At 67.5% G+C, this 23,548-nt stretch carries 21 protein-coding genes; 7 read left to right on the top strand and 14 right to left on the bottom strand.

The window, feature by feature from the left end; translation table 11 throughout:
• Positions 1 to 130: 130 nt before the first annotated feature.
• The 7 genes from ptsP to GH681_RS06965 all read right to left on the bottom strand — a co-directional run bounded on the left by ptsP (position 131) and on the right by GH681_RS06965 (position 7,428).
• On the bottom strand, positions 131 to 1,846 hold the full coding sequence (gene ptsP, locus GH681_RS06995; RefSeq protein ID WP_153160756.1) for a phosphoenolpyruvate--protein phosphotransferase: 1,716 nt from the start codon (positions 1,844 to 1,846) through the stop codon (positions 131 to 133).
• A 107-nt stretch (positions 1,847 to 1,953) separates the two neighbouring features.
• A complete protein-coding gene (locus GH681_RS06990) occupies positions 1,954 to 2,223 on the bottom strand; it encodes an HPr family phosphocarrier protein (protein ID WP_153160755.1) in 270 nt (89 codons plus the stop codon).
• Positions 2,224 to 2,273: 50 nt separating this feature from the next.
• Entirely contained in the window at positions 2,274 to 2,657 is a 384-nt protein-coding gene (locus tag GH681_RS06985; protein ID WP_153160754.1) for a PTS sugar transporter subunit IIA, read from the bottom strand.
• Between the two features lie 59 nt (positions 2,658 to 2,716).
• Positions 2,717 to 3,781: an FAD:protein FMN transferase gene (locus GH681_RS06980; protein ID WP_228111813.1), complete on the bottom strand. Its 1,065-nt coding sequence runs from the start codon at positions 3,779 to 3,781 to the stop codon at positions 2,717 to 2,719.
• Positions 3,778 to 4,722, bottom strand: a complete 945-nt coding sequence (gshB, locus tag GH681_RS06975; RefSeq protein ID WP_153160753.1) for a glutathione synthase — start codon at positions 4,720 to 4,722, stop codon at positions 3,778 to 3,780. The genes GH681_RS06980 and gshB overlap by 4 nt, the downstream gene beginning before the upstream one ends.
• Positions 4,723 to 4,734: 12 nt before the next feature.
• A complete protein-coding gene (gshA, locus tag GH681_RS06970) occupies positions 4,735 to 6,033 on the bottom strand; it encodes a glutamate--cysteine ligase (RefSeq protein ID WP_153160752.1) in 1,299 nt (432 codons plus the stop codon).
• Positions 6,034 to 6,165: 132 nt separating this feature from the next.
• Positions 6,166 to 7,428 carry a class I SAM-dependent methyltransferase gene (locus tag GH681_RS06965; RefSeq protein ID WP_153160751.1) on the bottom strand — a complete coding sequence of 421 codons (1,263 nt, stop codon included), beginning with the start codon at positions 7,426 to 7,428 and terminating at the stop codon, positions 6,166 to 6,168.
• 277 nt (positions 7,429 to 7,705) lie between these two features.
• Here GH681_RS06965 and GH681_RS06960 point away from each other — a divergent pair, with 277 nt between their 5' ends.
• A complete protein-coding gene (locus GH681_RS06960) occupies positions 7,706 to 8,575 on the top strand; it encodes a GNAT family N-acetyltransferase (RefSeq protein WP_153160750.1) in 870 nt (289 codons plus the stop codon).
• 21 nt (positions 8,576 to 8,596) lie between these two features.
• Here the strand turns inward: GH681_RS06960 and hemW are convergent, their stop codons facing one another.
• The 5 genes from hemW to GH681_RS06935 are packed head-to-tail and all read right to left on the bottom strand — an operon-like array spanning position 8,597 to position 13,042.
• Positions 8,597 to 9,823: a radical SAM family heme chaperone HemW gene (gene hemW / locus GH681_RS06955; RefSeq protein ID WP_153160749.1), complete on the bottom strand. Its 1,227-nt coding sequence runs from the start codon at positions 9,821 to 9,823 to the stop codon at positions 8,597 to 8,599.
• A gap of 8 nt (positions 9,824 to 9,831) precedes the next feature.
• The gene (gene rdgB / locus GH681_RS06950) at positions 9,832 to 10,425 is read right to left on the bottom strand and encodes an RdgB/HAM1 family non-canonical purine NTP pyrophosphatase (RefSeq protein ID WP_153160748.1); all 594 of its coding nucleotides are present in this window, start codon (positions 10,423 to 10,425) and stop codon (positions 9,832 to 9,834) included.
• A 21-nt stretch (positions 10,426 to 10,446) separates the two neighbouring features.
• Entirely contained in the window at positions 10,447 to 11,190 is a 744-nt protein-coding gene (rph, locus tag GH681_RS06945; protein WP_153160747.1) for a ribonuclease PH, read from the bottom strand.
• Positions 11,187 to 12,095 (bottom strand): PP2C family serine/threonine-protein phosphatase, encoded by a 909-nt coding sequence (locus GH681_RS06940; protein WP_153160746.1) that lies wholly within the window; start codon positions 12,093 to 12,095, stop codon positions 11,187 to 11,189. The genes rph and GH681_RS06940 overlap by 4 nt, the downstream gene beginning before the upstream one ends.
• Positions 12,092 to 13,042, bottom strand: a complete 951-nt coding sequence (locus GH681_RS06935; protein ID WP_153160745.1) for a serine/threonine-protein kinase — start codon at positions 13,040 to 13,042, stop codon at positions 12,092 to 12,094. Before GH681_RS06935 ends, GH681_RS06940 begins: the two co-directional genes overlap by 4 nt.
• An 85-nt stretch (positions 13,043 to 13,127) precedes the next feature.
• Between GH681_RS06935 and GH681_RS06930 the strand changes: the two genes are divergently transcribed.
• The 6 genes from GH681_RS06930 to GH681_RS06905 all read left to right on the top strand — a co-directional run bounded on the left by GH681_RS06930 (position 13,128) and on the right by GH681_RS06905 (position 18,889).
• On the top strand, positions 13,128 to 13,994 hold the full coding sequence (locus GH681_RS06930) for a YicC/YloC family endoribonuclease (protein ID WP_153160744.1): 867 nt from the start codon (positions 13,128 to 13,130) through the stop codon (positions 13,992 to 13,994).
• Between the two features lie 9 nt (positions 13,995 to 14,003).
• Positions 14,004 to 14,618, top strand: a complete 615-nt coding sequence (gene gmk / locus GH681_RS06925) for a guanylate kinase (RefSeq protein ID WP_153160743.1) — start codon at positions 14,004 to 14,006, stop codon at positions 14,616 to 14,618.
• 7 nt (positions 14,619 to 14,625) lie between these two features.
• A complete protein-coding gene (gene rpoZ / locus GH681_RS06920; RefSeq protein WP_079434420.1) occupies positions 14,626 to 14,841 on the top strand; it encodes a DNA-directed RNA polymerase subunit omega in 216 nt (71 codons plus the stop codon).
• A gap of 26 nt (positions 14,842 to 14,867) precedes the next feature.
• On the top strand, positions 14,868 to 17,072 hold the full coding sequence (locus GH681_RS06915) for a bifunctional (p)ppGpp synthetase/guanosine-3',5'-bis(diphosphate) 3'-pyrophosphohydrolase (protein WP_153160742.1): 2,205 nt from the start codon (positions 14,868 to 14,870) through the stop codon (positions 17,070 to 17,072).
• Between the two features lie 63 nt (positions 17,073 to 17,135).
• On the top strand, positions 17,136 to 17,321 hold the full coding sequence (locus GH681_RS06910; RefSeq protein ID WP_153160741.1) for a DUF3460 family protein: 186 nt from the start codon (positions 17,136 to 17,138) through the stop codon (positions 17,319 to 17,321).
• Between the two features lie 164 nt (positions 17,322 to 17,485).
• The gene (locus GH681_RS06905) at positions 17,486 to 18,889 is read left to right on the top strand and encodes a 3'-5' exonuclease family protein (RefSeq protein WP_153160740.1); all 1,404 of its coding nucleotides are present in this window, start codon (positions 17,486 to 17,488) and stop codon (positions 18,887 to 18,889) included.
• 465 nt (positions 18,890 to 19,354) lie between these two features.
• On the opposite strand, the gene GH681_RS06900 is transcribed toward GH681_RS06905, so the two are convergent.
• The gene (locus GH681_RS06900; protein ID WP_153160739.1) at positions 19,355 to 22,426 is read right to left on the bottom strand and encodes an efflux RND transporter permease subunit; all 3,072 of its coding nucleotides are present in this window, start codon (positions 22,424 to 22,426) and stop codon (positions 19,355 to 19,357) included.
• Positions 22,423 to 23,535, bottom strand: coding sequence for an efflux RND transporter periplasmic adaptor subunit (locus GH681_RS06895; RefSeq protein WP_153160738.1), 1,113 nt, complete (start codon positions 23,533 to 23,535; stop codon positions 22,423 to 22,425). Before GH681_RS06895 ends, GH681_RS06900 begins: the two co-directional genes overlap by 4 nt.
• Positions 23,536 to 23,548 lie beyond the last annotated feature (13 nt).

Below are 23,548 nucleotides of genomic sequence, written 5' to 3'. Positions count from 1 at the left end.
CGCGGACTGGGCTGCCGTCGCTTTAGCCGTACTTTTAAAGCGCCCGCAAGCTGAAGGGTTCAAATCGGCGCTGAGAACCAAGATTAGCGCGATGGCCGGGGGCAAGTCAAACCCCGGGCCTGTGCGCGGCCTAGAGCTTCTCGACTGCCTCGCGGACCCGGTCCGGGTCGTCCAGCTTGAGCAGGCGCTGGACCTTGGGCGTGAGGTCGGCGGCGTCGGCGCGCAGGATGGCCTGCTTCACCTCGAGGATCTGCGCCGGGTGCATCGAGAACTGGCGCAGGCCCATGCCGATCAGGAGGCGCGCGCAGTCCGGGTCGCCGGCCATCTCGCCGCACACCGAGACATCCACCCCGGCCTTGGCGCCGGCCTGGATGGTCTGGTGGATGAGCCGCAGCACGGCCGGGTGGAGCGGGTTGTAGAGGTGGGCGACGGCCTCGTTGCCCCGGTCGATGGCGAGGGTGTACTGGATCAGGTCGTTGGTGCCGATTGACAGGAACTGCAGGCGCTTGGTGAAGGCGCCGAGGCACAGGGCGGCGGCGGGCACTTCGATCATGCCGCCCACCGGCACCGATTCGTCGAACTTGATCTTGCGTTCGCGCAGCTGGGCCTTGGCCTTTTCGAGGAGGACCAGGGTCTGGTCGATCTCGTTGCTGCTGGCGAGCATCGGGATGAGGATCTTCATCCGGCCAAAGTGACTGGCCCTGAGCAGCGCCCGCAGCTGGGTGAGGAACATCTTGGGTTCGGCCAGGCAGTAGCGGATGGCCCGCAGGCCGAGGGCCGGGTTGTCCTCGGCGCGGGTGGCGCCTTCGAGCTCCTTGTCGGCGCCCACGTCGAGGGTGCGCACCGTGACCGGCTTGCCGGCCATGGTCTTGACCACCGACTTGTAGGCTTCGAACTGTTCGTCCTCGTCGGGCCAGGAGTCGCGGCTCATGAAGAGGAACTCGGTGCGGAACAGGCCCACGCCGTCGGCCTCGACACCTTTGGCCTGGATGGCGTCGGGGGGGAGTTCGATGTTGGCGAGGATCTGCACCTCTTCGCCGTCGAGGGTGGCGGCGCGGGTGGATTTGAGGCGCTTGAGCTTGGAGCGTTCGAGCTCGACCGCGGCCTTGCGCAGGCGGTATTCCTCGAGCACCCGCTCGTCGGGATCGACGATGACCACGCCGCGGATGCCGTCGATGATGATGAGCTCGTCGTCCTTCACCACGTGGCGGATGTGGCGCAGAGCCACCACCGCGGGGATCGACAGGCTGCGGGCGACGATGGCGGTGTGGCCGGTGGGGCCGCCCACATCGGTGATGAAGCCGGCGACGGCGTGATCCTTGAAGCCGATGGTGTCGGTGGGCGACAGATCGTGGGCGACGACGATGGTGCCGAGGCCGTCCTTGCGCTTGGGCGGCAGGTGGCCCGGGTGGCCCAGCAGCACCTTCACGACGCGCTCGACCACCTGCACCACGTCGGCCTTGCGCTCGCGCAGGTAGGCGTCCTCGATGGCCTCGAACTGTTCGACCAGCAGCTCCATCTGCTGCACCAGCGCCCATTCGGCGTTGGCGCGGCGGGTGAGGATCAGTGCCTCGGCGGCGTCGACCAGCATCGGGTCTTCGAGGAACATGATGTGCATGCCCAGGAAGGCATCCACTTCGGAGGGCGCCGAGCCCGACGCGGCCTTGAGCCCGGCGAGTTCGGTCTTGACCTTGGCCACCGCGCTGCGCAGCCGGGTGACCTCGGCTTCCACGTGCTTGGGCGCCACGGTGAAGTGGGCGACTTCGAGCAGCGCGTGGGAAACCAGGTGGGCGTGGCCAATGGCGATGCCCTGGGAGACAGCAAGACCGTGGACGGTGAAGCTCATGGCGGGGCCTTTATGGGTGTGGGCAGCAGGCTGAGGAGCGGAGGGCACTGGGCCGGGGCGGGTGGTTGCCTACCCATTTCCCACTTCCCGATGCCCGATTCCCCGCCTTACTCCCCTTCGCCGAACTTGTCGGCGATCAGGGCCTGGATGGCGGTCATGGCCTGATCGGCGTCGGCGCCTTCGGTGTCGATCACGATGGTGCTGCCCTTGGCGGCGGCGAGCATCATGACGCCCATGATGCTCTTGGCGTTGACCCGCCTGCCGTTGCGTTCGAGCCACACGTCGCAGCTGTAGGCGCTGGCGACCTGGGTGAGCTTGGCGGAGGCCCGGGCGTGGAGCCCGAGCTTGTTGATGATGTTGGCTTCCTGGCGTGGCATTGCGCTTGTCTTCCTTCCTCGCTGATTCTTCTTATTCTGGTTTCCGGTGACTACTTCATGTGGACGACGCCTTCGCAGGCGCCGGCGATGGCCTTCTTGAGCACGACATCCATGCTGCGTTCGCGGTAGGTGATGACCCGCAGCAGCATTGGCAGATTGACGCCCGCCACGCCGGCAATGCGGCCGGGCTCGAGGAGCTTGGCGGCGATGTTGGCAGGTGTGGCGCCGAGGATGTCGGTGAGGACCAGCACGCCGCTGCCGTCGTCGACCATCTCGAGGAGACGGCGGGCCAGCGGCAGTGCGTCGAGGGGATCGTCCTGACCGGCGACGCCCAGCTGCATGAGCTGGGGCGGGCGACGGTTGAGCACGTGGCAGGCGCACTGGATGAGCGCTTCGCCGAGGCTGCCGTGGGTTATCAAGAGGATCCCGATCATCCAGCCCATTCTATCCAATGTGGGCCGGGCGGCAAGCCGAAAAAAGCGGGGTATTTGTATCAGTTAACGACGATGGCCGGCTTGATGCCGTCGCCGTACTGGAGCCGGCTGTGCAGCGCGGGGGTGACTTCGACCTTGCCGTCGGCGTCCACCCGCAGGGCGTGCTCGATGCCGAACCGCTTCGCATAGTCGCGCCAGTGATCGCCGCCGAGGTAGATCGGCTTGCTGGCGGCATCCGACAGGGTGCCCGCCTGGGGGCCGCCGGCGGGGCGCGGGGTGATCAGGATGGTGACGGCCTGGGTGCCCCTGGCGGGGCGGCCGGTGCGTGGGTCGAGCAGATGGCAGAAGCGTTCGCCGTCGAGCTCGAAGTAGCGCTGGTAGTCGCCGGAGGTGCCGATTGCCTCGCCGTCGCGCAGGGGCAGGGTGGCCAGCGGGCGGGGTTCGCGCGGGTGCTGGATACCTACGCGCCAGGGCTGGTCGCCCTTGCTGCCCAGGGCCAGCACGTTGCCGCCGATGTTGATGAGGGCGTTGGCGATGCCGTGGGCCTTGAGGATGGCGGCGGCGCGATCGAGCGCGTAGCCCTTGCCGTAGCCGCCCAGGTCGAGCTCTACGGCCGGGTTGCGGCTCGTCACCTTGCCGTCGGCGATGGTGAGGTCGGCCATCGTCGGGTGGGCACGCACCAGCTCGGCGAGCTTGGCAGGGTCGGGCCGCACGGGCACGAAGGTGTCGGTGTGGAAGCCCCACAGAGCGATGAGCTTGCCGAGGGCCGGGTCGAAGAGTTCGTCGCCGGTGGCGGCGATGGCCTTGGCCTCGGTGAGCATCGCGGCGAGCTCGGGCGAGACCGGGATGCCCTGCTGGCCGGCGGCGATGGCCTGGTTGAGGGCGGTGAGCTCGGACGGCTCCCAGGCGTGGTAGGCCCGGTGCAGGCGGTCGAACTCGCGCAGCACCTCGGCCACCGCGGCGCGGGATTTGTCTTCCGACGCGTCCCAGGTGAGCACCTCGACGCGGGTGCCGAAGACGTAGGATTCCTGCTGGTGGATGCGCTCCCGGCTGCAGCCGGCCAGCAGCCCCGCGGTGAGGGCGAGGGCGGCCAGCCAGACGGCGGCGCGGCGGAGGCTGATCAGGCGCACACCGCTTCGAGCGCGTCGATAACCGCGCCGGGCACGTCGAAGCCGGTCTGGTCGGTGATCTCGACCATGCAGGTGGGGCTGGTGACGTTGATCTCGGTGAGCCGGTCGCCGATCACGTCGAGGCCGACGATGAGCAGCCCGCGGGCCCACAGGATGGGCGCGAGGTATTCGGCGATGGCGCGCTCGCCGTCGGTGAGCGGCATGGCCACGCCGCGCCCGCCGGCGGCGAGGTTGCCGCGGGTCTCGCCGGCCATCGGGATGCGCGCCAGCGAATAGGGAATCACCTGCCCGCCGATCACCAGCACCCGCTTGTCGCCGCCGGAGATGGCCGGCAGGTAGGCCTGGGCCATGATGGTGCGGCGCTCATCCTGGGTGAGGGTCTCGATGATGACGTTGCGGTTGGGGTCGTCGGCGCGCACGCGGAAGATCTGGCTGCCGCCCATGCCGTCGAGGGGCTTGAGGATGGTGTCGCCGTGGGCGTCGATGAAGGCGTTGATGTCGACGGCGGCGCGGGCGACCCGGGTGGCCGGAGTGAACTGGGGAAACTCGGTGATGGCGAGCTTCTCGGAGTGGTCACGGATCGAGCGCGGGTGGTTGAAGATGCGCGCGCCGGCCTGCTGGGCGCGTTCCAGCAGCCAGGTGGCGGTGACGTATTCGAAGTCGAAGGGCGGATCCTGGCGCATCAGCACGGCGTCGAAACCGGTGAGCGGCATCACCGCTTCGGCGCCGCTGGGCGCGTACCAGGCGTGGTCGAAATCCGACACGCCGATGGGCAGGCAGCGGGCCGACACCACGCCGCCTTCCCAGATCAGCGCCTCGCGCTGGATGGCGAAGAGCTCGTGGCCGCGGCGGGAGGCGGCCCGCATCATGGCGATGCTGGAATCCTTGTAGGCCTTGAGCTTGTCGAGGGGGTCGAGGATGAAGGCGAATTTCATCGGGCGGTTCCGTCAGGCGGTGGCTTCTTCGAGGATCTGCGGCTCGGTTTCCTCGATCTCGACCGACGCGGCGAGGAGCGCCAGCCGGGCCACCACGCCGTAGGCGTAGAAGCGGTTGGGTGGCGCGTCGGGGCTCTGGTTGCAGTCGGGCAGGCTGCACGGGGCCTCGAAGGCCAGCGGCTCGAAGTGCATGCCGGGGGCGTTGAGGTTTTCGTCGCGGCCGCGCTGGGTGTGGACGCGGTAGAAGCCGCCCACCACGTAGTGATCCATCATGTAGACCACCGGCTCGGCCACCGCGCCGTTGAGGGTCTCGAAGGTGTGCACGCCTTCCTGGATGATGACGTCGTGGACTTCCAGGCCTTCCTTCACCACGCTCATCTTGTTGCGCTGCTTGCGGTTGAGACCGATCAGCTCGGCGGCGTCCTTCACCGTCATCACGCCCATGCCGTAGGTGCCGGCGTCGGCCTTGACGACGACGAAGGGTTCGTCGGTGACGCCGTATTCCTTGTACTTGGTGCGGATATCGCCAAGCATCTTCGAGACCTTGTCGGCGAGCTCCTGCTCGCCGGTGCGGGCGTGGAAATCCAGGCCCGAGCAGGTGTCAAAGGCCGGGTTGATGCGCCACGGGTCGATGCCGATCTCGGCGCAGAAGTCGCGGGTGACGCGATCATAGGCGGCAGCGTGGTTGGACTTGCGGCGGGCGTGCCAGCCGGCGTGCACCGGCGGGATCACCCACTGGTCGTGGAGATCCTTCATCAGCGCCGGGATGCCGGCGGAGAGGTCGTTGTTGAGGAGCACCGCGCAGGGGTCGAAATCCTTCACGCCGAGGCGACGGCCGTTGCGGATCAGCGGTTCCAGCGTGAGGGTGGCGCCGTTGGCGAGTTCGACCACGGTGGGTTCGGTGATCTCGGGCAGCAGGCTGCCGAGGCGTACTTCGAGGCCGGTGAGGCGCAGGATCGACACCAGCTTGGCCACGTTCTGGAGGTAGAACTGGTTGCGGGTGTGGTTCTCGGGCACCAGCAGGATCGACTTTGCGCCAACGCAGATGCGCTCGATGGCGGCCTGGGCGGCCTGCACGCACAGGGGCAGGAAGGCGTCGTTGAGGTTGTTGAAGCCGCCGGGGAAGAGGTTGAGATCCACCGGCGCCAGCTTGAAGCCGGAGTTGCGCAGATCGGTGGAGCCGTAGAAGGGCGGCAGGTGTTCCTGCCACTGGGTGCGCATCCAGCGCTCGATCGCACAGGCGTTGTCGAGGAAATGCTTTTCCAGCTCAAGCAGGGGGCCGGTGAGCGCGGTGGTGAGATGGGGGACCATGGAGACCTCGCGGACTGTTCTCGAAGGGGCGATGCGTCGGGTGGTTTGCGGCGCAGCAGCACCGTGGACCCGCGCGGCCCGTGATTGTTCTGGCCGGATGTTACACCATCCGTCCGGCACCCCCGGAGGGCCTCAGCCCGGCGCCGGCAGGAAGGCGCGGAAGCGCCCGGGCAGCGGCGCGTTCTCGAGGCTGCGCTGGGAGAACAGGTAGCGCCCGTCGCAGACGAAGCCCAGATCGGCCCAGTCGACACCGTTGAGGGCGTCGCGGAAGGCCTCCAGATCCACATCAGGGCGATGGGGAAAGACGCCCAGCACGGCGCCGTCGAAGTTCGTGCACGGGTGCACGAAGAAGGGATTGGGGCGGCGGGTCTTGGTGTTCACGTAGATCCGCGGGGCGTCGGTCTGGGGGTAGCTGCGGCCCCAGTGCCACCAGTTGGTCTCGTCGAAGTTGCGGATACGCCGGGCGATCAGGGCGTCCCTGTGGGGTAGCAGCGCCTCGGGGGTCGGGGCGTCGGGTTCGCACCAGATCATCCGGCGGGTCTGGCCGGTGCGGGCGGTGGCCGAGGTGACGAAATCCCGGTTGCCGTGGGCCTCGCTGGCGAAGACCGCATCCAGCCCCGACACCGCGCCCACTTTCACGCTCGCCACGTCGGCCAGGCTCAGGCCGTACTCGCCGTGGGAAAACAGCAGGTGGCCGGCGCTTTCGAGGAAGTTGCGCCGTTGCCACTGGGGGTGTTCGAGGCTGTGGGCGAGGTCGTCGCCCTGGCTGATCCGCGCCCAGGCGGTGTGATGGCCGGTCTCGCCCAGTTCGTAGCGCCAGATCAGGCAGTTGGGCAGGGCGTCGGCAAACACCCGGGCGTCGCCCAGCTCGATGGCGTGGGTGATGGTGCCGCGCTGGTGCAGCCAGCGATTGAGGGCGCGGGCGCTGGTGGATTTGAGGAAATCCCGCGGGGTGATGAAGATCAGCTCGCCGCCCGGCCGCAGGTGGCGCACGCACTTCTCGATGAAGAACAGGTAGAGGTTGCTGCGCCCGTCGAAGCCGTCCCGGCGCAGCAGCGCGCGGGTGGAGGGCGCGATGTCCCGGTAGCGCACGTAGGGCGGGTTGCCGATCACGGTGTCGAACTTCTCGTCCTCGGGGTAGGCGAAGAAGTCGATGTTGTGGGCGCCCGGCGGGCAGTGACGGGGATCGAACTCGATCCCGACAGCGTGATGCAGCACGCGCAGGAAGGCGCCGTCGCCGCAGGAGGGCTCGAGCACCCGACCGGTGTTCTGGCGCAGGCGCAGCATCGCGCGCACCACCGGCTCCGGCGTGAACACCTGACCGAGGCTGGCGACGTCGGTCTGGACTGGCGGGGACACGGTCGGCGGGGGCGGGGGCGGGGCAGTGTGGGCCATGGGGCAGGCGGCGGCGCGAGGGTCTGGCGCGCATTGTGCAGGAAGCGGAAGCACGGGGCCAGCGCTGCCCAAGCTGAGAACAAAAGGCGGTTATACGGGCTGAATATCGCTCTGCGACTGTGTATAACACTTCGTCATCGAAACGTCAGACAAGCCGGGCCGGACCGGGGCATAATTCGAACTGTTAAACGTTGTCGCCTGAAACCCGCGTAAATGCTCGTTTTAGGTATTTTGGAAATTTCAAAGGCATTTTATGGATCTCACCTCGGGCAGGCGTTTGTCACTGCCTGTCGTGTTGCGTGGCCAGCGCCGTTTCGCGGTGCCGCTGAACCTCTCCGTACGCCAGACGACGCTGGTCGACGTGCTGGCCGGCAACGCCCGCGAGCTCGCCGCCCAGCCTCTGCCGGCCGGGCTGGACGGTCATCTGCTGTGCGGCGTGGTCGATCAGGGCTGGCGCACCCACAGCGTGCTCGACGACCGGGTGATGTACGTGGTGAAGCGCGACGCGTGGCATTACCTTGCCTGGCCCGGCAGCTACGAGGCCTACCTGGAAGGCCGCTTTTCGGCCAAGACCCGCGAATCCTTCGCCCGCGACGAGGCCCGCTTTGCCGAGGCCTTCGGGGAAGATGGGGGTAGGCTCGACATCCAGGACTTCCGCACCCCGGCCGAGGTCGAGGCCTTCGTCCGGCACGCGGCGATCGTGAGCCCCGGCTATGCGCCCGGCAGCGAGCTGCGCGATACGGCAGCCGAGGGGCGCCTGCATGGCCTGGTGCTGTTTGCAAAGGGTGCGCCGGTGGCCTTCGTGTGCCTGCGCGCGGTGGGTGACACGCTGCAGTACACAGGCGGTGGCGAGCGGGATGACTTCCGCCAGTGGTCTGCGGGGACGATCCTGCATCTGGCGGCGCTCCGCCTGCTGTTTGCGGATGGCTGTTTCCGGCTGCTGGATTTCCGTCCTGGCGAGAGCGAGGTGAAGCGCCAGTTCGCCAACGGTTCGCTGCGGGCTGCGACTGTGTTGCAATTGAAACGAAATTTGTTTCATAGGCTACTGCTGGGGGCGCACGCCCTGCTGCAGCGGCGGGATGAGGACAACACCGCCACCGAGGCTGTCAGCGAGGAAATCCAGACCCTGCTGGGCGAGCGGGCCTGACTCCGGCTGCGGGGCCGGGGCTCAGGCCGGCAGGAAGCGCATCAGCAGTTCGTTGAGGAAGTGGCGGCCGCGGGTGGTCGGGCGGATCGTCTCGCCGTCCACTTCGATCAGGCCTTCGGCCCGGGCCTTGATCAGCCCGGCCTCGGCGGCCTCGAAGGGCAGACCGGTGCGCTCGGCAAACAGCCGCTTCGGGAAGCCCCGGTTGAGGCGCAGGGCGTTCATCATGAACTCGAAAGGCAGCTCGGCGGCGCCGATGGTGCGGCGCTCCTGCACGAAGCTGCCGTCCTGGTGGGCGGCGAGGTAGGCGGCCGGGTGCTTGGGCCGCGTCTCGCGGACGATGCCTTCGTGGGATGACAGCTTGCCGTGGGCGCCAGCGCCGATGCCCAGGTAGTCGCCGAACGTCCAGTAATTGAGGTTGTGCCGGCACTCGCGGTTGGGCCTGGCGAAGGCCGAAGTCTCGTAGTGGATGTAGCCGGCGTCGCCCAGGCGGCCTTCGATGTGGTCCTGCATGTCGGCCGAGGCGTCCGGGTCGGGCACTTCGGGCGGGTTGGCGGCGAAGGCGGTGTTGGGCTCCAGCGTCAGGTGGTAGCACGACAGATGCGTCGGGCCCAGGGCGAGGGCGGTGGCGAGGTCGGCCTCGGCTTCGGCGAGGGTCTGGCCCGGCAGGGCGTACATCAGGTCGAGATTGACCGCATCGAAGTGAGTGAGCGCGGCCTCGGCGGCGGCGATGGCATCTGCCCGGCCGTGGATGCGCCCGAGGGCTTTCAGGTGGCGCTCGTCGAAGCTCTGGATGCCCACCGACAGCCGATTGACGCCCGCCTCGCGGAAGGCCTTGAAGCGCCCCGAATCCACCGTGCCCGGGTTGGCCTCGAGGGTGATCTCGGCCAGCGGATCGAGCTGCACGCGCATACGAATGGCGGTGAGGAGCGTGTCCAGCCCTTCCGGGCTCATCAGGCTGGGCGTGCCGCCGCCGATGAAGATGCTGTGCACGCGGCGACCCCAGATCTGCGGCAGCGCGCCTTCCAGATCGGCGATCAGGGCTTCGATGTAGGCCGCCTCGGGGATGCCTTCATCCTTCACCGCGTGGGAATTGAAATCGCAGTACGGGCACTTGCGCACGCACCACGGGTAATGGACGTACAGCGAAAGCGGCGGCGAGGCGGTGAGGCGCGATTCCCACGGGCCGGCGGCAGGCTGCGCTGGCCGCGCGGGAGCTGCGGCGATCGGGATGATGCGGGGTTCGGACATGCAGGGCGTCAGGCGGCTTCGGCGCGGAGCTTGTCGAGTAGCTGGCGGAAGGCGGAGCCGCGGTGGGACAGGACGTTTTTAAGTTCGGCGGGGATCTCGGCGGCGGTCTGCTCGAGATCGGGCACCAGGAACAGCGGGTCGTAGCCGAAGCCGGCCTGGCCGCGGGGCGCGTCGAGGATCACGCCGCGCCACTCGCCGGTGGCGATGAGCGGCTGCGGGTCGTCGGCATGGCGTACGAGGGCCAGCGCGCAGTAGAAGCGGGCGCGGCGGTCCGCCTGGCCGGCGAGGCGTTCGAGCAGCAGATCGTTGTTGCGCTGGTCGGACTTGGGCTCGCCGGCAAAGCGTGCCGACAGCACGCCGGGTGCACCGCCGAGGACGTCGACGCACAGCCCGGAGTCATCCGCCAGGGCCGGCAGGCCGGTGGCGCGGGCGGCGTGGCGGGCTTTGGCGATGGCGTTCTCGACGAAGCTGGGATGGGGCTCCTCGGCTTCGCTCACGTTGAAGGCCGATTGCGGCAGCACCTCGATGCCCAGCGGGGCAAGCAGGGCGGAGAGTTCCTTGAGCTTGCCGGCGTTGCCGCTGGCGAGGACGAGCTGTTTCATGGCGGGCTTCCTTCCCGGCGCTCAGGCGATCCCGAGGGCCTTTTTCTGTTCGATGACCAGTTGGGCTATGCCGTCGCCGGCAAGTTCCAGCAGGGCGTCGAGTTCGGCGCGGGAGAAGGGCGTGCCTTCGGCGGTGCCCTGGACTTCGACGAAGCCGCCGGCGCCGGTCATCACCACGTTCATGTCGGTCTCGCAGTCGGAGTCCTCGGGGTAGTCCAGGTCGAGCACCGGCTTGCCCTTGTAGATGCCCACCGAGATGGCGGCGACGAAGTCGCGCATCGGGTTGGCGGGCAGCTTGCCAGCCTTGACCAGGCCGTCGAGGGCTTCATGCACGGCGATGCAGGCGCCGGTGATCGACGCGGTGCGGGTGCCGCCGTCGGCCTGCAGCACGTCGCAGTCGATGGTGATCTGGCGTTCGCCCAGGGCGTGCATGTCCACCACCGCGCGCAGGCTGCGGCCGATGAGGCGCTGGATCTCCTGGGTGCGGCCGCTCTGCTTGCCCTTGGCGGCCTCGCGCGGGCTGCGGGTGTGGGTTGAGCGGGGCAGCATGCCGTATTCGGCGGTCAGCCAGCCCTGGCCCTTGCCGCGCAGGAAGGGCGGCACCGACTCCTCGACGCTGGCGGTGCACAGCACCCGGGTGTCGCCGAACTCGATCAGAACCGAACCTTCGGCGTGGCGGGTGAAGTCACGGGTGATGCGAACCGGGCGAAGCTGGGCGGGGGCGCGGCCGCTGGGGCGGGCGAAGGTATCGGGGGTCTGGGTCATTTGAATTTGTGAATGGCTGCGTTGATTTCGCGGATGGCGCGTTCGATTTCGTCTTCGCTGAGGTCTTCCTGCTCGCGCTTGCCGCGGCCGAAGCCTTCCATCTGGGTGGTGTAGGCGTCGGCGGGCATGGTGCGGGTGGAGACGGTGTCGGGGATGTCTTCCTGGTGATCGTCGTGCCAGGTCATGGCGATCAGGGTCATGTTGTCGCACTGGTGGCCGCCGAGGAGCTCGGCCTCGTTCATGACCTTGGGCACGCTTTCCATGACCCGGCCGTCAGCCAGGGACTTGACCAGGGTTTCGGGTTCGAGGGGGCCCCACACGCCGTCGGAACAGATGGCGATGACGTCGCCGTTGGCGAGCGATGCGCCCCGGGAGAACTCGATCTGGGGCGGGTGGTTGCCACCCAGGCAGCTGAAGATGCGGTTGCGGCCGGGGTGAACGGCGGCGGCCTCGGCGTCGAGCAGGCCCTGGTCGAGCATCAGCTGGACGCGGGAGTGGTCGCGGGTCTGGGCCACCAGGCGGCCCTTGCGGATCATGTAGAGGCGCGAATCGCCGGCGTGGGCCCAGTGGGCGACGCCTTCCTGGATCAGGCAGGCGACGATGGTGGTGCGCGGGATGTCGGCCAGGTGCTTGTCGAAGGCGTAGTCGAGGATCGCGTGGTGGGCGTTGCTGAGCACCCGCGACAGGAACAGCACCGGGTCGGTGACCTTGGGGCGCGCCTCCTGCTGGAACGACTGGGCGATGAACTGCACGGAGATCTGGGCGGCGACCTCCCCGTAGAGGTGCCCGCCCATGCCGTCGGCGAGCACCATCAGCAGGGCGTCGCGGGTGTAGGAATACGCCACACGATCCTGGTTGGTGCGTCGCTTGCCGATCCGGCTCTCCTGGAAAATCGTGAATCTCATGTACGGCCTATCATTGTTTTTAGTCGGGAGCCGAGGCCTTCGAGCCAGGTCTTCTGCTGCGGAGGCGCTTCCCGGTGGCGTTGGGCGAGGACTTTCTGCAGGGCGAAGCAACTCTGCGGGCGCTTGAGCGGGTCGAGTTGCAGGCACCAGTCGATGGTCGCAAGGAAGTGGGGCGAATACTGCCCGGCCCAGGCCTTGGTGGCCGGGACGACGGTGTCGTGCTTGATGCGCTCGTCGGAGCGCTGGGGTGAGGTGCCGGCGAGGCAGGCGTACATCGACGCGCCCACGCTGTAGATGTCGCTCCACGGGCCGAGGGCTTCGCGGCTCGCAAACTGCTCGGGCGAGGCGAAGCCGGGGGTGTACATCGGCTTGAGGATGGGGGTGTCGGACATCAGCGTCTGGCGGGCGGCGCCAAAATCCAACAGCACCGGCGTGCCGTCGGCGCGCAGGTAGATGTTGGAGGGCTTGATGTCGAGATGCAGCAGCTTGTGGGCGTGGACTTCGCGCAGCCCGTTGAGCATGCGGGTGAACACCCCGCGGATGAAGCGCTCGCGGACGTTGCCCTTGTTCTTCTGGACGTAGTCGTGGAGGGTGCGGCCGCGCTCGAACTGCATCACCATGTAAACGGTGCCGTTGGCGCGGAAGAAGTTGAGCACCCGCACCACGTTGGGGTGCACCAGCTTGGCGAGCGCCCGGCCTTCCTCGAAGAAGCACTTCATGCCGTAGCGGAAGGCGCCCTCGTGCGCTTCGGTGACGTGGGGCGTGACCTCGCCTTCGCTACGCAGGGCGAGGGAGTTCGGCAGGTATTCCTTGATGGCCACGGGCGAGCCATCCTGGTCGTACGCCAGGTAGACGATCGAGAATCCGCCCAGCGACAGTTGCCGCTCGACCCGGTAGTGGTCGAGGAGGAAACCTGGCGGGAGGGCGCAGTTCTGTTGAGTGGCCATCGGGCGGGGCGCTACACTTCGTCTTTTGGTGGCGTTCGGGTCTGCTAGTTTACTTCGACTGCCGCACTTTCTCGGGAAAAACAGGATGATCCACAGCATGACGGGCTTTGCCGTCCAGGTTCGTGACCTGGGCCGTGTTGCCCTGCACCTCGAATTGCGAAGCGTTAACTCCCGCTACCTCGATCTTGCGTTTCGCATCAATGACGACTTGCGTCAGTCCGAGCCGCTGATCCGCGAGGCGATCACCTCCCGACTGCGCCGGGGCAAGGTCGAGTGCAGGTTCAACCTGCAGGCGAAGGATAGCGCACCTCGTGATCTCGCGATTAACGATGTGCTCTTCGGACAGCTCAAAACGGCCCAGGCCGCCATTCTTGCCGAGCTGCCCCAGGCCGCGCCCTTCTCGGTAGCCGAGATTCTCCGCTGGCCGGGCATGCTGGCCGATGACGGCGTCACCTTCGAGGCCCTGCAGCCTGAAATCGGCCCGCTGGTGAGCGCCGCGCTGGATGAGCTCATCGCCACCCGCCGTCGCGAGGGCGACAAGCTCGCCGAGATGATCCGTGGCCGCATCGCCCACATGCGCGAACTCGTCGCGAAAGTGGCCCCGCGCGTGCCGGCGCTGGTGGCCGAATACCAGGAAAAGCTCGCCACCCGCCTGCGCGATGCCGCCGCCACCCTCGACGACGACCGTATCCGCACCGAAGTGGGCCTGTTTGCCCAGCGGGTCGATGTGGCCGAGGAACTCTCCCGCCTGTCCACCCACCTGGACGAGGTCGAGCGCATCCTCAAGGCTGGCGGCGCTGCCGGCAAGCGGCTGGATTTTCTGATGCAGGAACTCAACCGCGAGGCCAATACCCTCGGCTCCAAGGCCATGGCTGCCGACATGACCGCCATCGCCGTCGAGCTCAAGCTGGCCATCGAGCAGATGCGCGAGCAAGTGCAGAACATCGAGTAAGGAGCGGCCATGCCCGGCACCCTGTTCATCGTCACCGCTCCCTCCGGCGCCGGCAAGACCACCCTGGTCAGCGGGCTGCTGGAGCGTGATCCGCTGGTCAAGCTGTCGATCTCCTACACCACCCGCGCGCCGCGGGCTGGCGAGGAGGACGGCCGCCACTACCATTTCGTGGACGTCTCCACCTTCCGCCAGCTGCGCGACAAGGGGGAATTTCTCGAATGGGCGGAGGTCCATAACAACTACTACGGAACCTCGAAGGGCTGGCTTGAAGCGCAGATCAGCGCCGGCAAGGACATCCTCCTCGAGATCGACTGGCAGGGCGCCCAGCAGGTGCGCAAGGTCTTTCCGAAGGCGGTCGGGGTGTTCATCCTGCCGCCGTCGGTCGAAGAGCTCGAGCGCCGCCTGCGCGGCCGCGGTACCGACAGTGAGGATGTGATCGCCCGCCGGGTGCTCGCCGCCCGCGGCGAGATGCGCCATGTGGCAGAGTTCGACTACGTTATAATCAATGAAGACCTGCCCACAGCCATCGACGATCTCGTGGGCGTGGTAAGAGCATCGCGGCTGCGCTACGCCAACCAGGAGGCGCGCAAGCCGGAGTTTTTCCGTTATCTGGAACAGGATTGAGGCAAATATGGCCCGTGTAACCGTTGACGACTGTCTGAAGAGAATCCCCAACCGCTTCCAGCTCACCCTGGCTGCGACCTACCGTGCCCGTCAGCTGACGGCCGGCGCTACCCCGCAGGTGGACCTCGACCGCCACGACAAGGACAAGCCCACGGTGATCGCCCTGCGCGAAATCGCCGCCGGCAAGGTCGGCACCGAAGTCCTCAACCGCGGTCAGGCCTGAACGGCCTCCCGCCAGAGAGCAATGTCATGGAATCCGCCGCCCCGGTTCCCGTTAGCGGTGGCGGCGTTTTCCAGCCTCCAACCTCCAGCGTCGTGCCCCTCGACTTCGGTCGGCTGCGGGCGCTCGTCTCCACCTATCTCCGCGCCGAAGACGTAGGCCGCATCGAGGCCGCGTACCACTTCTCCGCTGATGCCCACCAGGGGCAGATGCGGCAGAGCGGCGAACCCTACATCTCCCATCCGGTCGCTGTCGCCGAGATCCTCGCCGGCTGGCACCTGGACGCCCAGGCCCTGTGCGCCGCCCTCCTTCACGACGTGATGGAGGACACCCACATCACCAAGGCCGAGATCGCCGAGCGCTTCGGGCGCACCACGGCCGAGCTCGTCGATGGCGTGTCCAAGCTCGACAAGATCGAGTTCCAGTCGCACGAAGAAGCCCAGGCCGAAAACTTCCGCAAGATGCTGATGGCGATGGCCAGCGATCTGCGGGTGATCCTCATCAAGCTGGCCGATCGTCTGCACAACATGCGGACCCTCGACCACATGCGGCCCGACAAGCGTCGCCGCATCGCCCGCGAGACCCAGGAGATCCACGCGCCCATCGCCAACCGGCTGGGCCTCAACAGCATCTACCGCGAGCTCCAGGAGCTCGCCTTCAAGCACCGCCACCCGATGCGCTTCCGGGTGCTGTCGCGGGCCATCCTCTCTGCCCGGGGCAACCGCCGTGAGGTGGTCGGCAAGATCCTCGCCGCCATCGAGGAGCGCCTGCCCCAGTGGCACATCGAGGCCGAAGTGCGTGGCCGCGAGAAGCACCTCTACAGCATCTACCGCAAGATGGCCGAGAAGCGCCTCAGCTTCTCCCAGGTGCTTGATATCTATGGCTTCCGCGTCATCGTGCCGGATGTGCAAACCTGCTACCGGGCCCTCGGCGCGCTGCACGGCCTGTACAAGCCGGTGCCCGGCAAGTTCAAGGACTACATCGCCATCCCCAAGGGCAACGGCTATCAGTCGCTCCACACCACGCTGATCGGCCCCTTCGGCACGCCGGTCGAGGTGCAGATCCGCACGCCGGAGATGAACCACGTGGCCGAGAGCGGCGTGGCGTCCCACTGGCTCTACAAGGAAGACGAGAAGACCCTCACCGAGCTCCAGCACAAGACGCACTCCTGGCTGCAGTCGCTGCTCGAGCTGCAATCCACCTCGGGCGATTCCAGCGAGTTCCTCGAGCACGTCAAGGTCGATCTCTTCCCGGGCGAGGTCTACGCCTTCACCCCCAAGGGCAAGATATTCGCCCTGCCGCGGGGTGCCACGGTGGTCGATTTTGCCTACGCGGTGCACACCGATGTGGGCAACCGCTGCGTCGCCGGGCGCATCAACAGCGAGCTGATGCCCCTGCGCACCGAGCTCCACAACGGCGACCAGATCGAGATCATCACCGCCGCCCACGCCAGCCCCAACCCCGCCTGGCTGAGCTATGTGCGCACCGGCAAGGCCCGCGCGCAGATCCGGCATTTCCTTAAAAACGCCCAGCAGGAAGAAGCCTCGACCCTTGGCGAGCGACTCCTCAACCAGGCCCTGCGGCCCCACGGCCTCACCCTGGGCCAAGTCAGCACCTTTGCGTGGGATCGCTTCCTGCGCCAATTCACCCTCGCCACCCGCCGCGAGCTGATGACCGACATCGGCCTCGGCCGACGCCTGCCGGCCATCGTCGCGCGGCGGCTAGCCGAGATCCAGGACGTCGAATCCGGCCGCGCCGACGTGGTCAAGCCGCGGCCCGCCGGGGCGATCCTGATCCGTGGCACCGAAGGTGTGGCGGTGCAGCTCGCCCGCTGCTGCCGGCCGATTCCGGGCGATCCGATCGTCGGCATCATCCGCAAGGGGCAGGGGCTGGAGGTGCACATGCACGACTGCCCCCAGGCCCGCAAGCTGCGCAGCGAGCGCGACCGCTGGATCGACGTGGAGTGGGAACCCTCCACCGACCGTCTGTTCGACGTCACCCTCAAGCTGCTCACCAAGAACGCCCGGGGCGTGCTCGCCAAGGTGGCCAACGCCATCGCCGAGCAGGACTGCAACATCCAGAACGTTTCCACCGATGGCGAGCAGGGCACCTATTCCTCGCTCTACATCACCGTCCAGGTCACCCACCGCCTGCATCTGGCCAAGGTCATCCGCGGCCTGCGCACCATTCCCGAAGTGGTGCGCATCGGGCGGATGCGGGGCGACCAGAAATGAACCGCCGGGGCCAGCGCGCCCCGACGCTGATAGAATCACGCCGCTAAAACGGGAGAACACTCAATGGCAATCTACGAATCCGAGCACACCAAGTTCATGCGCGAATGGATGAAGGCCCATCCGGAAGAGCGCGAAGAGCAGCAGAAGGGCCGCGCCCTGTGGTGGGACAAGCCGCAGGATCTGCAGACCCAGGGCGAATACGCCGCCGGCAAGGTCGCCCACAAGCCCTACCCCTACGCCACTGAATAAGCCCGCCGGCTGACGCCCCGCCGGGGCTTCAGCCGCGGTTGCACGTTCAGCCTCCCGCCCCGCTGCGCGCGCCCGACGGCGTTGCACCGCGGGGCGGGACGTCTTTCCCAGGTGTGCCGCCAGTTGGCCGCACGCCGTCTTTTCGTTTTCTCGACGCCTCCGCCGTGTTCGCCCCCAAGATCGCCTTCATCGACGTTGAAACCACTGGCGCCAATCCGGTGGTCGACCGGGTCACCGAGATCGCGATCCTGCGCATCGAGGACGGCGTGCTGGTCGAGCGCTGGTCCAGCCTCGTCAATCCGGGCATGGCGATTCCGCCGACCATCCAGGGCTTCACCGGCATCACCGACGCGATGGTCGCCGAGGCTCCGGCCTTCGTCGATCTCGCCGACGGGGTGCGGGCGCTGCTCGCCGACTGCGTGTTCGTGGCCCACAACGCGCGCTTCGACTACGGCTTCATCAAGAACGAGTTCTCGCGCATCGGCGAGCGCTTCGACGCGCCGGTGCTGTGCACCGTCAAGCTGTCCCGGGCGCTCTACCCCCAGCACCACCGCCACGGGCTGGACGCGCTGATCGCCCGCCACAACCTCACCTGCTCGGCCCGCCACCGGGCGATGGGCGACACCGAGGCGCTGTTCCAGTTTGCCGGCATCGTCGCCGACGAATTTCCGCCGGAGATCCTCGGCATCGCCATCGCCAAGGCCATGAAGGCCCCGAGCCGGCCGGTGGGGCTGCCCGAGGGCGTGCTCGAAGGCGTGCCCGAAGGCCCCGGCGTGTATCTCTTCTACGGCGAGAACGAGCTGCCCGTCTACATCGGCAAGAGCGTCAGCCTGCGCTCCCGGGTGATGAGCCACTTTTCGTCCGATCATTCCAGCACCAAGGAGGCCAAGCTGGCCCAGCAGGTGCGGCGCGTCGAATGGCTGCCCACCGCGGGCGAGCTGGGCGCGCTGCTGCTGGAGGCGCGCCTCGTCAAGGAACGCAAGCCCACCGAGAACCGCAAGCTGCGCGAGACCGAGGCCGTGTTCGGCCTGCGCTACGACCCGACGAAGAAGCGCGGCCCGGTGCTGGTGCGCGAAGCCCTCAACGGGGCCGACCCGGCCGGCTGGGACGCTGTGTATGGCGCCTTCCGCACCAAGAAGGAAGCCGACAACGCCCTGCGTGAGCTGGCCCTGCTCTACAAGCTGTGCCCGCGGCGCATCGGCACCGAGCCGTGGGGCGACGGCGCCTGCATGGCCCACCAGATGAAGCGCTGCGCCGGCGTGTGCTGCGGCAAAGAAACCCACGCCGAGCACGACGAGCGCCTGCTCAAGGTGCTCGAGAGCCTGCGCATCCGCCGCTGGCCGTGGGACGGCCCGGTGGCGGTGCGCGAACACCACCCGGACACCGGCCGCAGCGCGGTGCATGTGGTGGATCGCTGGTGCCTGCTGGGCAGCGTCGAGGACGAGGCCGAACTGGGCTCGTTGCTCGAAGCTCTGCCGCCCCGCCGCTTCGACCTCGACACCTACCGCATCCTCCAGCGCTGGCTGGACACCCCCGCCGGCCGCAGCGCGGTCACGCCCCTGGGCTGATCCTCCCTCGTCGGCCCCGCATCGCTGCTCGCGAGTATCCGCGGGCCCGTCGCGAGTGTCGCCGTGGTGCTCGGGGCGACTTTGTTACTGCCCGGCTGAGTCTGTCGGGCTGAAGCCCGACCTGCAGGAAGGGCCGCGACTATCCCGAAGATCCTCCCGTTGGGCTTTGAGACCGACCCGTCCATTCGGTGAGCTTGTCGAGTGCTGCTCTTTGCAGCTCGGGCGGGACTTTGAGACTGAACCATCCTGTCCGGGAGATGCTCGCCTGGGGCTTTGAGATAGACCTGTCCATTCGGCGAGCTTGTCGGGTGCTGCTTTTTGCAGCACGGGAGAGACTCGGAGACCGGACCATCCTGTCCTGGCGTTTGTCGGCCGGGACTCCGGGATAGGACGATCTATCCGCGAGGTGCTCGCGAGTATCTCCGAGATACTCGCGACTATCCCGGAGATACTCCGGGGCTCAGCTCAGGCCGGCGCCTGGCCTTCGCGGGTGGCGGCGCGGCGTTCGCGCCAGCCTTCGACCAGCGAATACACCGCCGGCACCACCACCAGGGTGAGCAGGGTGGAGCTGATCATGCCGCCGATCACCGCGATGGCCAGCGGCTGGTTGGTCTCGTTGCCGGCGCCAAAACCGGCCGCGGCCGGGGCGAGGGCGAGGATCACCGTCATGGACGTCATCAGCACCGGGCGCATCCGGATCGGGCAGGCGTTGCGCAGGGCGGCGTCCACCTTGAGGCCGTCGGCGCGGCGCTGGTTGGTGAGATCCACCAGCAGGATGGAGTTCTTGGCCACCAGCCCGATCAGCAGCACCAGCCCGATCATCGAGTAGATGTTGAGGGTCTGCCCGGTGAGCCACAGGGCCGCCACGCCGCCGACGATGGCCAGGGGCTGGGCCAGCATCACGATGGCCGGCTGCAGGAAGCTGTTGAACTGGCTGGCGAGCACCATGTAGAGCAGGGTCATGGCCAGGGCGAAGGTGAAGCTCATGTACTTCTGGGTCTTGCCGAACTCCTCGGCCTGGCCGATCAGCTTGACCTGGTAGCCGGTGGGCAGCAACTCGGCGGCGGTGGCCTTGACCACCTCCACCGCCTCGCCCAGGGGCAGGGTGGGGGTGGCGAAGAAGGTGGCGGCGTACTGGAGATCAAAGCGGCCGACGATGGCGGGGCCCAGGGCCTCGCGGAAGCCCGCCACGCTATCCAGGCGCACCAGCTCGCCGCCCTTGTTGCGCAGGAAGATCTTCGAAAGATCGGCTGGCTGGGTGAAGGTGCCTTCCCTGGCCTTCACGCGGATGTCGTAGCGCTGGCCGTCGCCCGGTTCGTCGTTGTATTTGGCGATGTCCACGCCGCCGGTGAGCATGTTGATGGCCAGCGCCACGTCCTGGGTGGTGAGGCCGGCGTCGGCGATGCGCAGGCGGTCCGGCGCGAAGATCAGCTGGGGCAGGTCGAGCTGCAGGTCGGTGTCCATCCGTCCGATGCCGGGCATCGCGGTGAGCTTCTTCTGCAGGGCCACGGCGTGGCGGCCGAGCTCCTGCAGGTTCTCGCCGGTGAGCACGAACTGCAGCGGCTCGCCCCGCTGGCCCTGGACCATCGGGTAAGGCGCGGCGAACACACGCGCGCCGGCGATCTGGGCGAACTCCTTGCGCAGCAGCGGGATGATGTCCTGCTGCTTGACGGTGCGCTCCTCCCGCGGCGCCATGCGCACCACCACCGTGCCCTGGTTCACCTGCCCGGCGGTGCCGAGGCCGATCAGCGCGAACTCGGAGCGCACCTCGGGATGACGGTCGAGAATGGCCTCCACTTCCTTCAGCTTGCTGTCGGTGTAGTCGATGCTCGAACCCAGCGGTGTGCGCAGCGACACCAGGAAGCGCCCCTCGTCCTGCTCAGGCGCGAAGGCCTTGCCCACGTTGGCGAAGAAGAAGGCACTCGACCCGACCACCGCCAGGGTCGCCAGCAGCACCCACAGGCGGTGGGTGAGGGCGGCCTCCAGCAGGTGCACGTAGAGCGCGTCCAGGCCCTCGAAAACGCGGTCGAAGAAGCGGTAGATCGGGCCGTGCTGCTTTTCCACCTTGAGGTAGCGCGAGCACAGCATGGGCGTGAGGGTGAGCGAGACGAACAGCGACACCAGCACGCCAAAGGTGACCACCAGCGCAAAGCTGCGGAAGAACTGCCCGATGATCCCCGAGATGAAGGCCACCGGCGCGAAGATGCACACCAGCGACAGGGTGGCCGCCATCACCGCGAAGACCACCTCGTTGCTGCCATTGACGGCCGCCGAGACCGGGTCGGGGTCGAGCTCTTCCCGGTGGCGGAAGATGTTTTCCAGCACCACGATGGCGTCGTCCACCACCACCCCGATCAGCAGCAGCAGCGCCAGCATCGTGAGGGAGTTGAGGGTGAAGCCTGCGAAGTAGATCACCGCGATGGCGCCCAGCAGCGACACCGGGATCGCCAGCGAGATGATGAGGGTGGAGCGCACCGAGCGCAGGAAGATCCACACCACCAGCGCGGCCAGCAGGGTGCCCTCGATCAGGTGTTCCTTGAGGGATTGCACGATCTCGAGGATGAACACCGCGTCGTTGGAGACGACGGAGAGCGTCATCCCCGGCGGCAGCATGGGGCGCAGATCGCGGTCGAGGCGTTCCTGGATGCGCTCGGTGATCGCCACGGTGTTGGCGTTGGCGATCTTCACCATGCCAAGGCCCACGGTGGTCTTGCCGTTGAAGCGGGCGAGCTGGCGGTTGTCGGTGAGGCCGTCCTCGATCTCTGCAACATCGCCCAGGCGCACCGGCGCCTTCTCGCGCCAGGCCAGGACGAGCTCCCTGAGCTGCTCCACCTGGTGGAATTCCAGATCGAGCTTGACCAGGCTCTCGGTGGTCTTGCCCACCACGAAACCGCCGGCCAGCTGGACGTGCTCCTTGGCGAAGGCGTCGGTGATGTCCTGGGCGGTGATCTTGTGGGCAGCCATCCGGTCGGGCAGCAGATTGACCCGGATGGTGCGGTCGCGCCGCCCGCCGATACGCACTTCGCCCACGCCGTCGATGGTCTCGAGGCGCTTTTTAAGGGTGTTGATGGCGTACTGGTTGAGCTGCTGCTGGGTGCGGTCGCCCTGCAGCGCCAGCCACATCACCGGCTGGGCGTTGGTCTCGACCTTGGCCACCACCGGCGGGTCCACGTCCTTGGGCAGCCGGCGCAGCACCTGATTGACCTTCGACTGCACCTCGTTGAAGGCCACGTCCACCTTCTTCTCCAGCGAGAAGGTGATGTTGACGGTGGATACGCCCGGCGACGAGGTGGACTGCACGTGCTCGATGCCCGGCACGCTGTTCACGGCGGATTCGATGACATTGGTGATGCTCGAATCGACGATGTCCGGGTTGGCGCCCTTCAGCGTGGTGGTGATCGAGATGACCGGGAATTCGATGTAGGGATAGCGGTCCATCCCGACCCGCTGGTAGCCGATGATGCCGACGAGCACCAGCACGGCGCTCATCATCCACGCCAGCACGTGGCGCTTGATGGACAGCTCGGGCAGGGTCATGGCTTGGCGGCGGGGGCTGCGGCCTTGGTGGCGGCGGGTGTCTTGATGCTGACCGGGGCGCCGTCGGTGAGGAAGCCGGCGCCGTCCTCGACGATGGTTTCACCGCTGGCCAGGCCCTTGACGATCTCGATCCGACCGTCCTGCTTGACGCCGGTCTCGACGATCCGCTGGCTGGCCTTGCCGTCGGCGATCACATAGACCACCTTGCCGGCCGGGCGCAGCACCACGCTCTGCTCGGGCACCACCACCGCGGCGGGTTTCTGGCCGGTGACGATGGCGGCGTTGACGGTGCCGCCCGAGAGCATGGAGCCGTCGTTGTCGAGGCGCACCTGCACGTCGATGGCGCGGGACAGATCGTTGATGGTGGGCTTCACGTCCTCCACCACGCCGGTGACGACCTTGCCCGGCTGGTGGGGCAGGCCGAGGCGCACCGTCTGGCCGGGGCGGATGCGCCCGGCGGCGGATTCGGGAAACGGAAGGTGGGCGCGCAGCACCCGGTTGGAGACCAGCTTGAACAGCGGGTCGCCCACCTTTACATAATCGCCCGGTGAGACGATCTGGGTTTCGATGATGCCATCCACCGGCGCAACCACCTTGGTGCGGGCGAGGTTGCTGCGGCTGCTGCCGCTTCTGGCGCGGGCGGTGGCCAGCTGGGCGCGCAGGGCGTCGCGCTGGGCGAGGGCGTCGTCGGCGCCGTTACGCGAGATGAAGCCCTTGGCGACGAGGTTCTGCTGGCGCTCGGCAAAGCGTTCGGCCTGGGCGACGAGGGATTCGAGGCGGGTGATCTCGGCCGCGTCGGTCTGGCCCTGGATCTGGAAGTCGGTGGGGTCGAGCTCGGCGAGACGCTGGCCCTTCTTCACGTGGTCGCCGCCGTGGGCGATCACGTTGGTGACGCGTCCGGCCACTTCGGCGCCGATCTTCGGGTCGACCAGCGCCTCAAGCGTGCCCAGGGTGTTTTCGGTCACGTCCAGCGCGATGCTGGCGGCCTTGAAGGCGGTGACCGGGGTGGCTGCCGGGCCGGACGGCTTGCTGGCCGCAGGCGCCTGCTTGTCGCCACAGCCGGCGAGTCCGATGGCAAGGAACAAGGCGATGCAGGGAACTGAACGCATGGTCGGTGACGTC

This window comes from Zoogloea sp. 1C4 (assembly GCF_009469605.1).
Taxonomy (GTDB): Bacteria; Pseudomonadota; Gammaproteobacteria; order Burkholderiales; family Rhodocyclaceae; genus Zoogloea; species Zoogloea oryzae.
The sequence above is the reverse complement of the archived record's forward strand: the minus strand, read 5'-3'. Positions and strand labels throughout refer to the sequence as shown.

Bases quoted from the DNA above. Each gene is read 5' to 3' on its own strand.
- GH681_RS06965 (WP_153160751.1), bottom strand. From the start codon at position 7,428: ATGGCCCACACTGCCCCGCCCCCGCCCCCGCCGACCGTGTCCCCGCCA.
- rpoZ (WP_079434420.1), top strand. From the start codon at position 14,626: ATGGCCCGTGTAACCGTTGACGACTGTCTGAAGAGAATCCCCAACCGC.
- GH681_RS06940 (WP_153160746.1), bottom strand. From the start codon at position 12,095: ATGAGATTCACGATTTTCCAGGAGAGCCGGATCGGCAAGCGACGCACC.
- ptsP (WP_153160756.1), bottom strand. From the start codon at position 1,846: ATGAGCTTCACCGTCCACGGTCTTGCTGTCTCCCAGGGCATCGCCATT.
- rph (WP_153160747.1), bottom strand. From the start codon at position 11,190: ATGACCCAGACCCCCGATACCTTCGCCCGCCCCAGCGGCCGCGCCCCC.
- GH681_RS06895 (WP_153160738.1), bottom strand. From the start codon at position 23,535: ATGCGTTCAGTTCCCTGCATCGCCTTGTTCCTTGCCATCGGACTCGCC.
- GH681_RS06900 (WP_153160739.1), bottom strand. From the start codon at position 22,426: ATGACCCTGCCCGAGCTGTCCATCAAGCGCCACGTGCTGGCGTGGATG.
- hemW (WP_153160749.1), bottom strand. From the start codon at position 9,823: ATGTCCGAACCCCGCATCATCCCGATCGCCGCAGCTCCCGCGCGGCCA.
- gshB (WP_153160753.1), bottom strand. From the start codon at position 4,722: ATGAAATTCGCCTTCATCCTCGACCCCCTCGACAAGCTCAAGGCCTAC.
- rdgB (WP_153160748.1), bottom strand. From the start codon at position 10,425: ATGAAACAGCTCGTCCTCGCCAGCGGCAACGCCGGCAAGCTCAAGGAA.
- GH681_RS06990 (WP_153160755.1), bottom strand. From the start codon at position 2,223: ATGCCACGCCAGGAAGCCAACATCATCAACAAGCTCGGGCTCCACGCC.
- gmk (WP_153160743.1), top strand. From the start codon at position 14,004: ATGCCCGGCACCCTGTTCATCGTCACCGCTCCCTCCGGCGCCGGCAAG.
- GH681_RS06910 (WP_153160741.1), top strand. From the start codon at position 17,136: ATGGCAATCTACGAATCCGAGCACACCAAGTTCATGCGCGAATGGATG.
- GH681_RS06915 (WP_153160742.1), top strand. From the start codon at position 14,868: ATGGAATCCGCCGCCCCGGTTCCCGTTAGCGGTGGCGGCGTTTTCCAG.
- gshA (WP_153160752.1), bottom strand. From the start codon at position 6,033: ATGGTCCCCCATCTCACCACCGCGCTCACCGGCCCCCTGCTTGAGCTG.
- GH681_RS06930 (WP_153160744.1), top strand. From the start codon at position 13,128: ATGATCCACAGCATGACGGGCTTTGCCGTCCAGGTTCGTGACCTGGGC.
- GH681_RS06985 (WP_153160754.1), bottom strand. From the start codon at position 2,657: ATGATCGGGATCCTCTTGATAACCCACGGCAGCCTCGGCGAAGCGCTC.
- GH681_RS06935 (WP_153160745.1), bottom strand. From the start codon at position 13,042: ATGGCCACTCAACAGAACTGCGCCCTCCCGCCAGGTTTCCTCCTCGAC.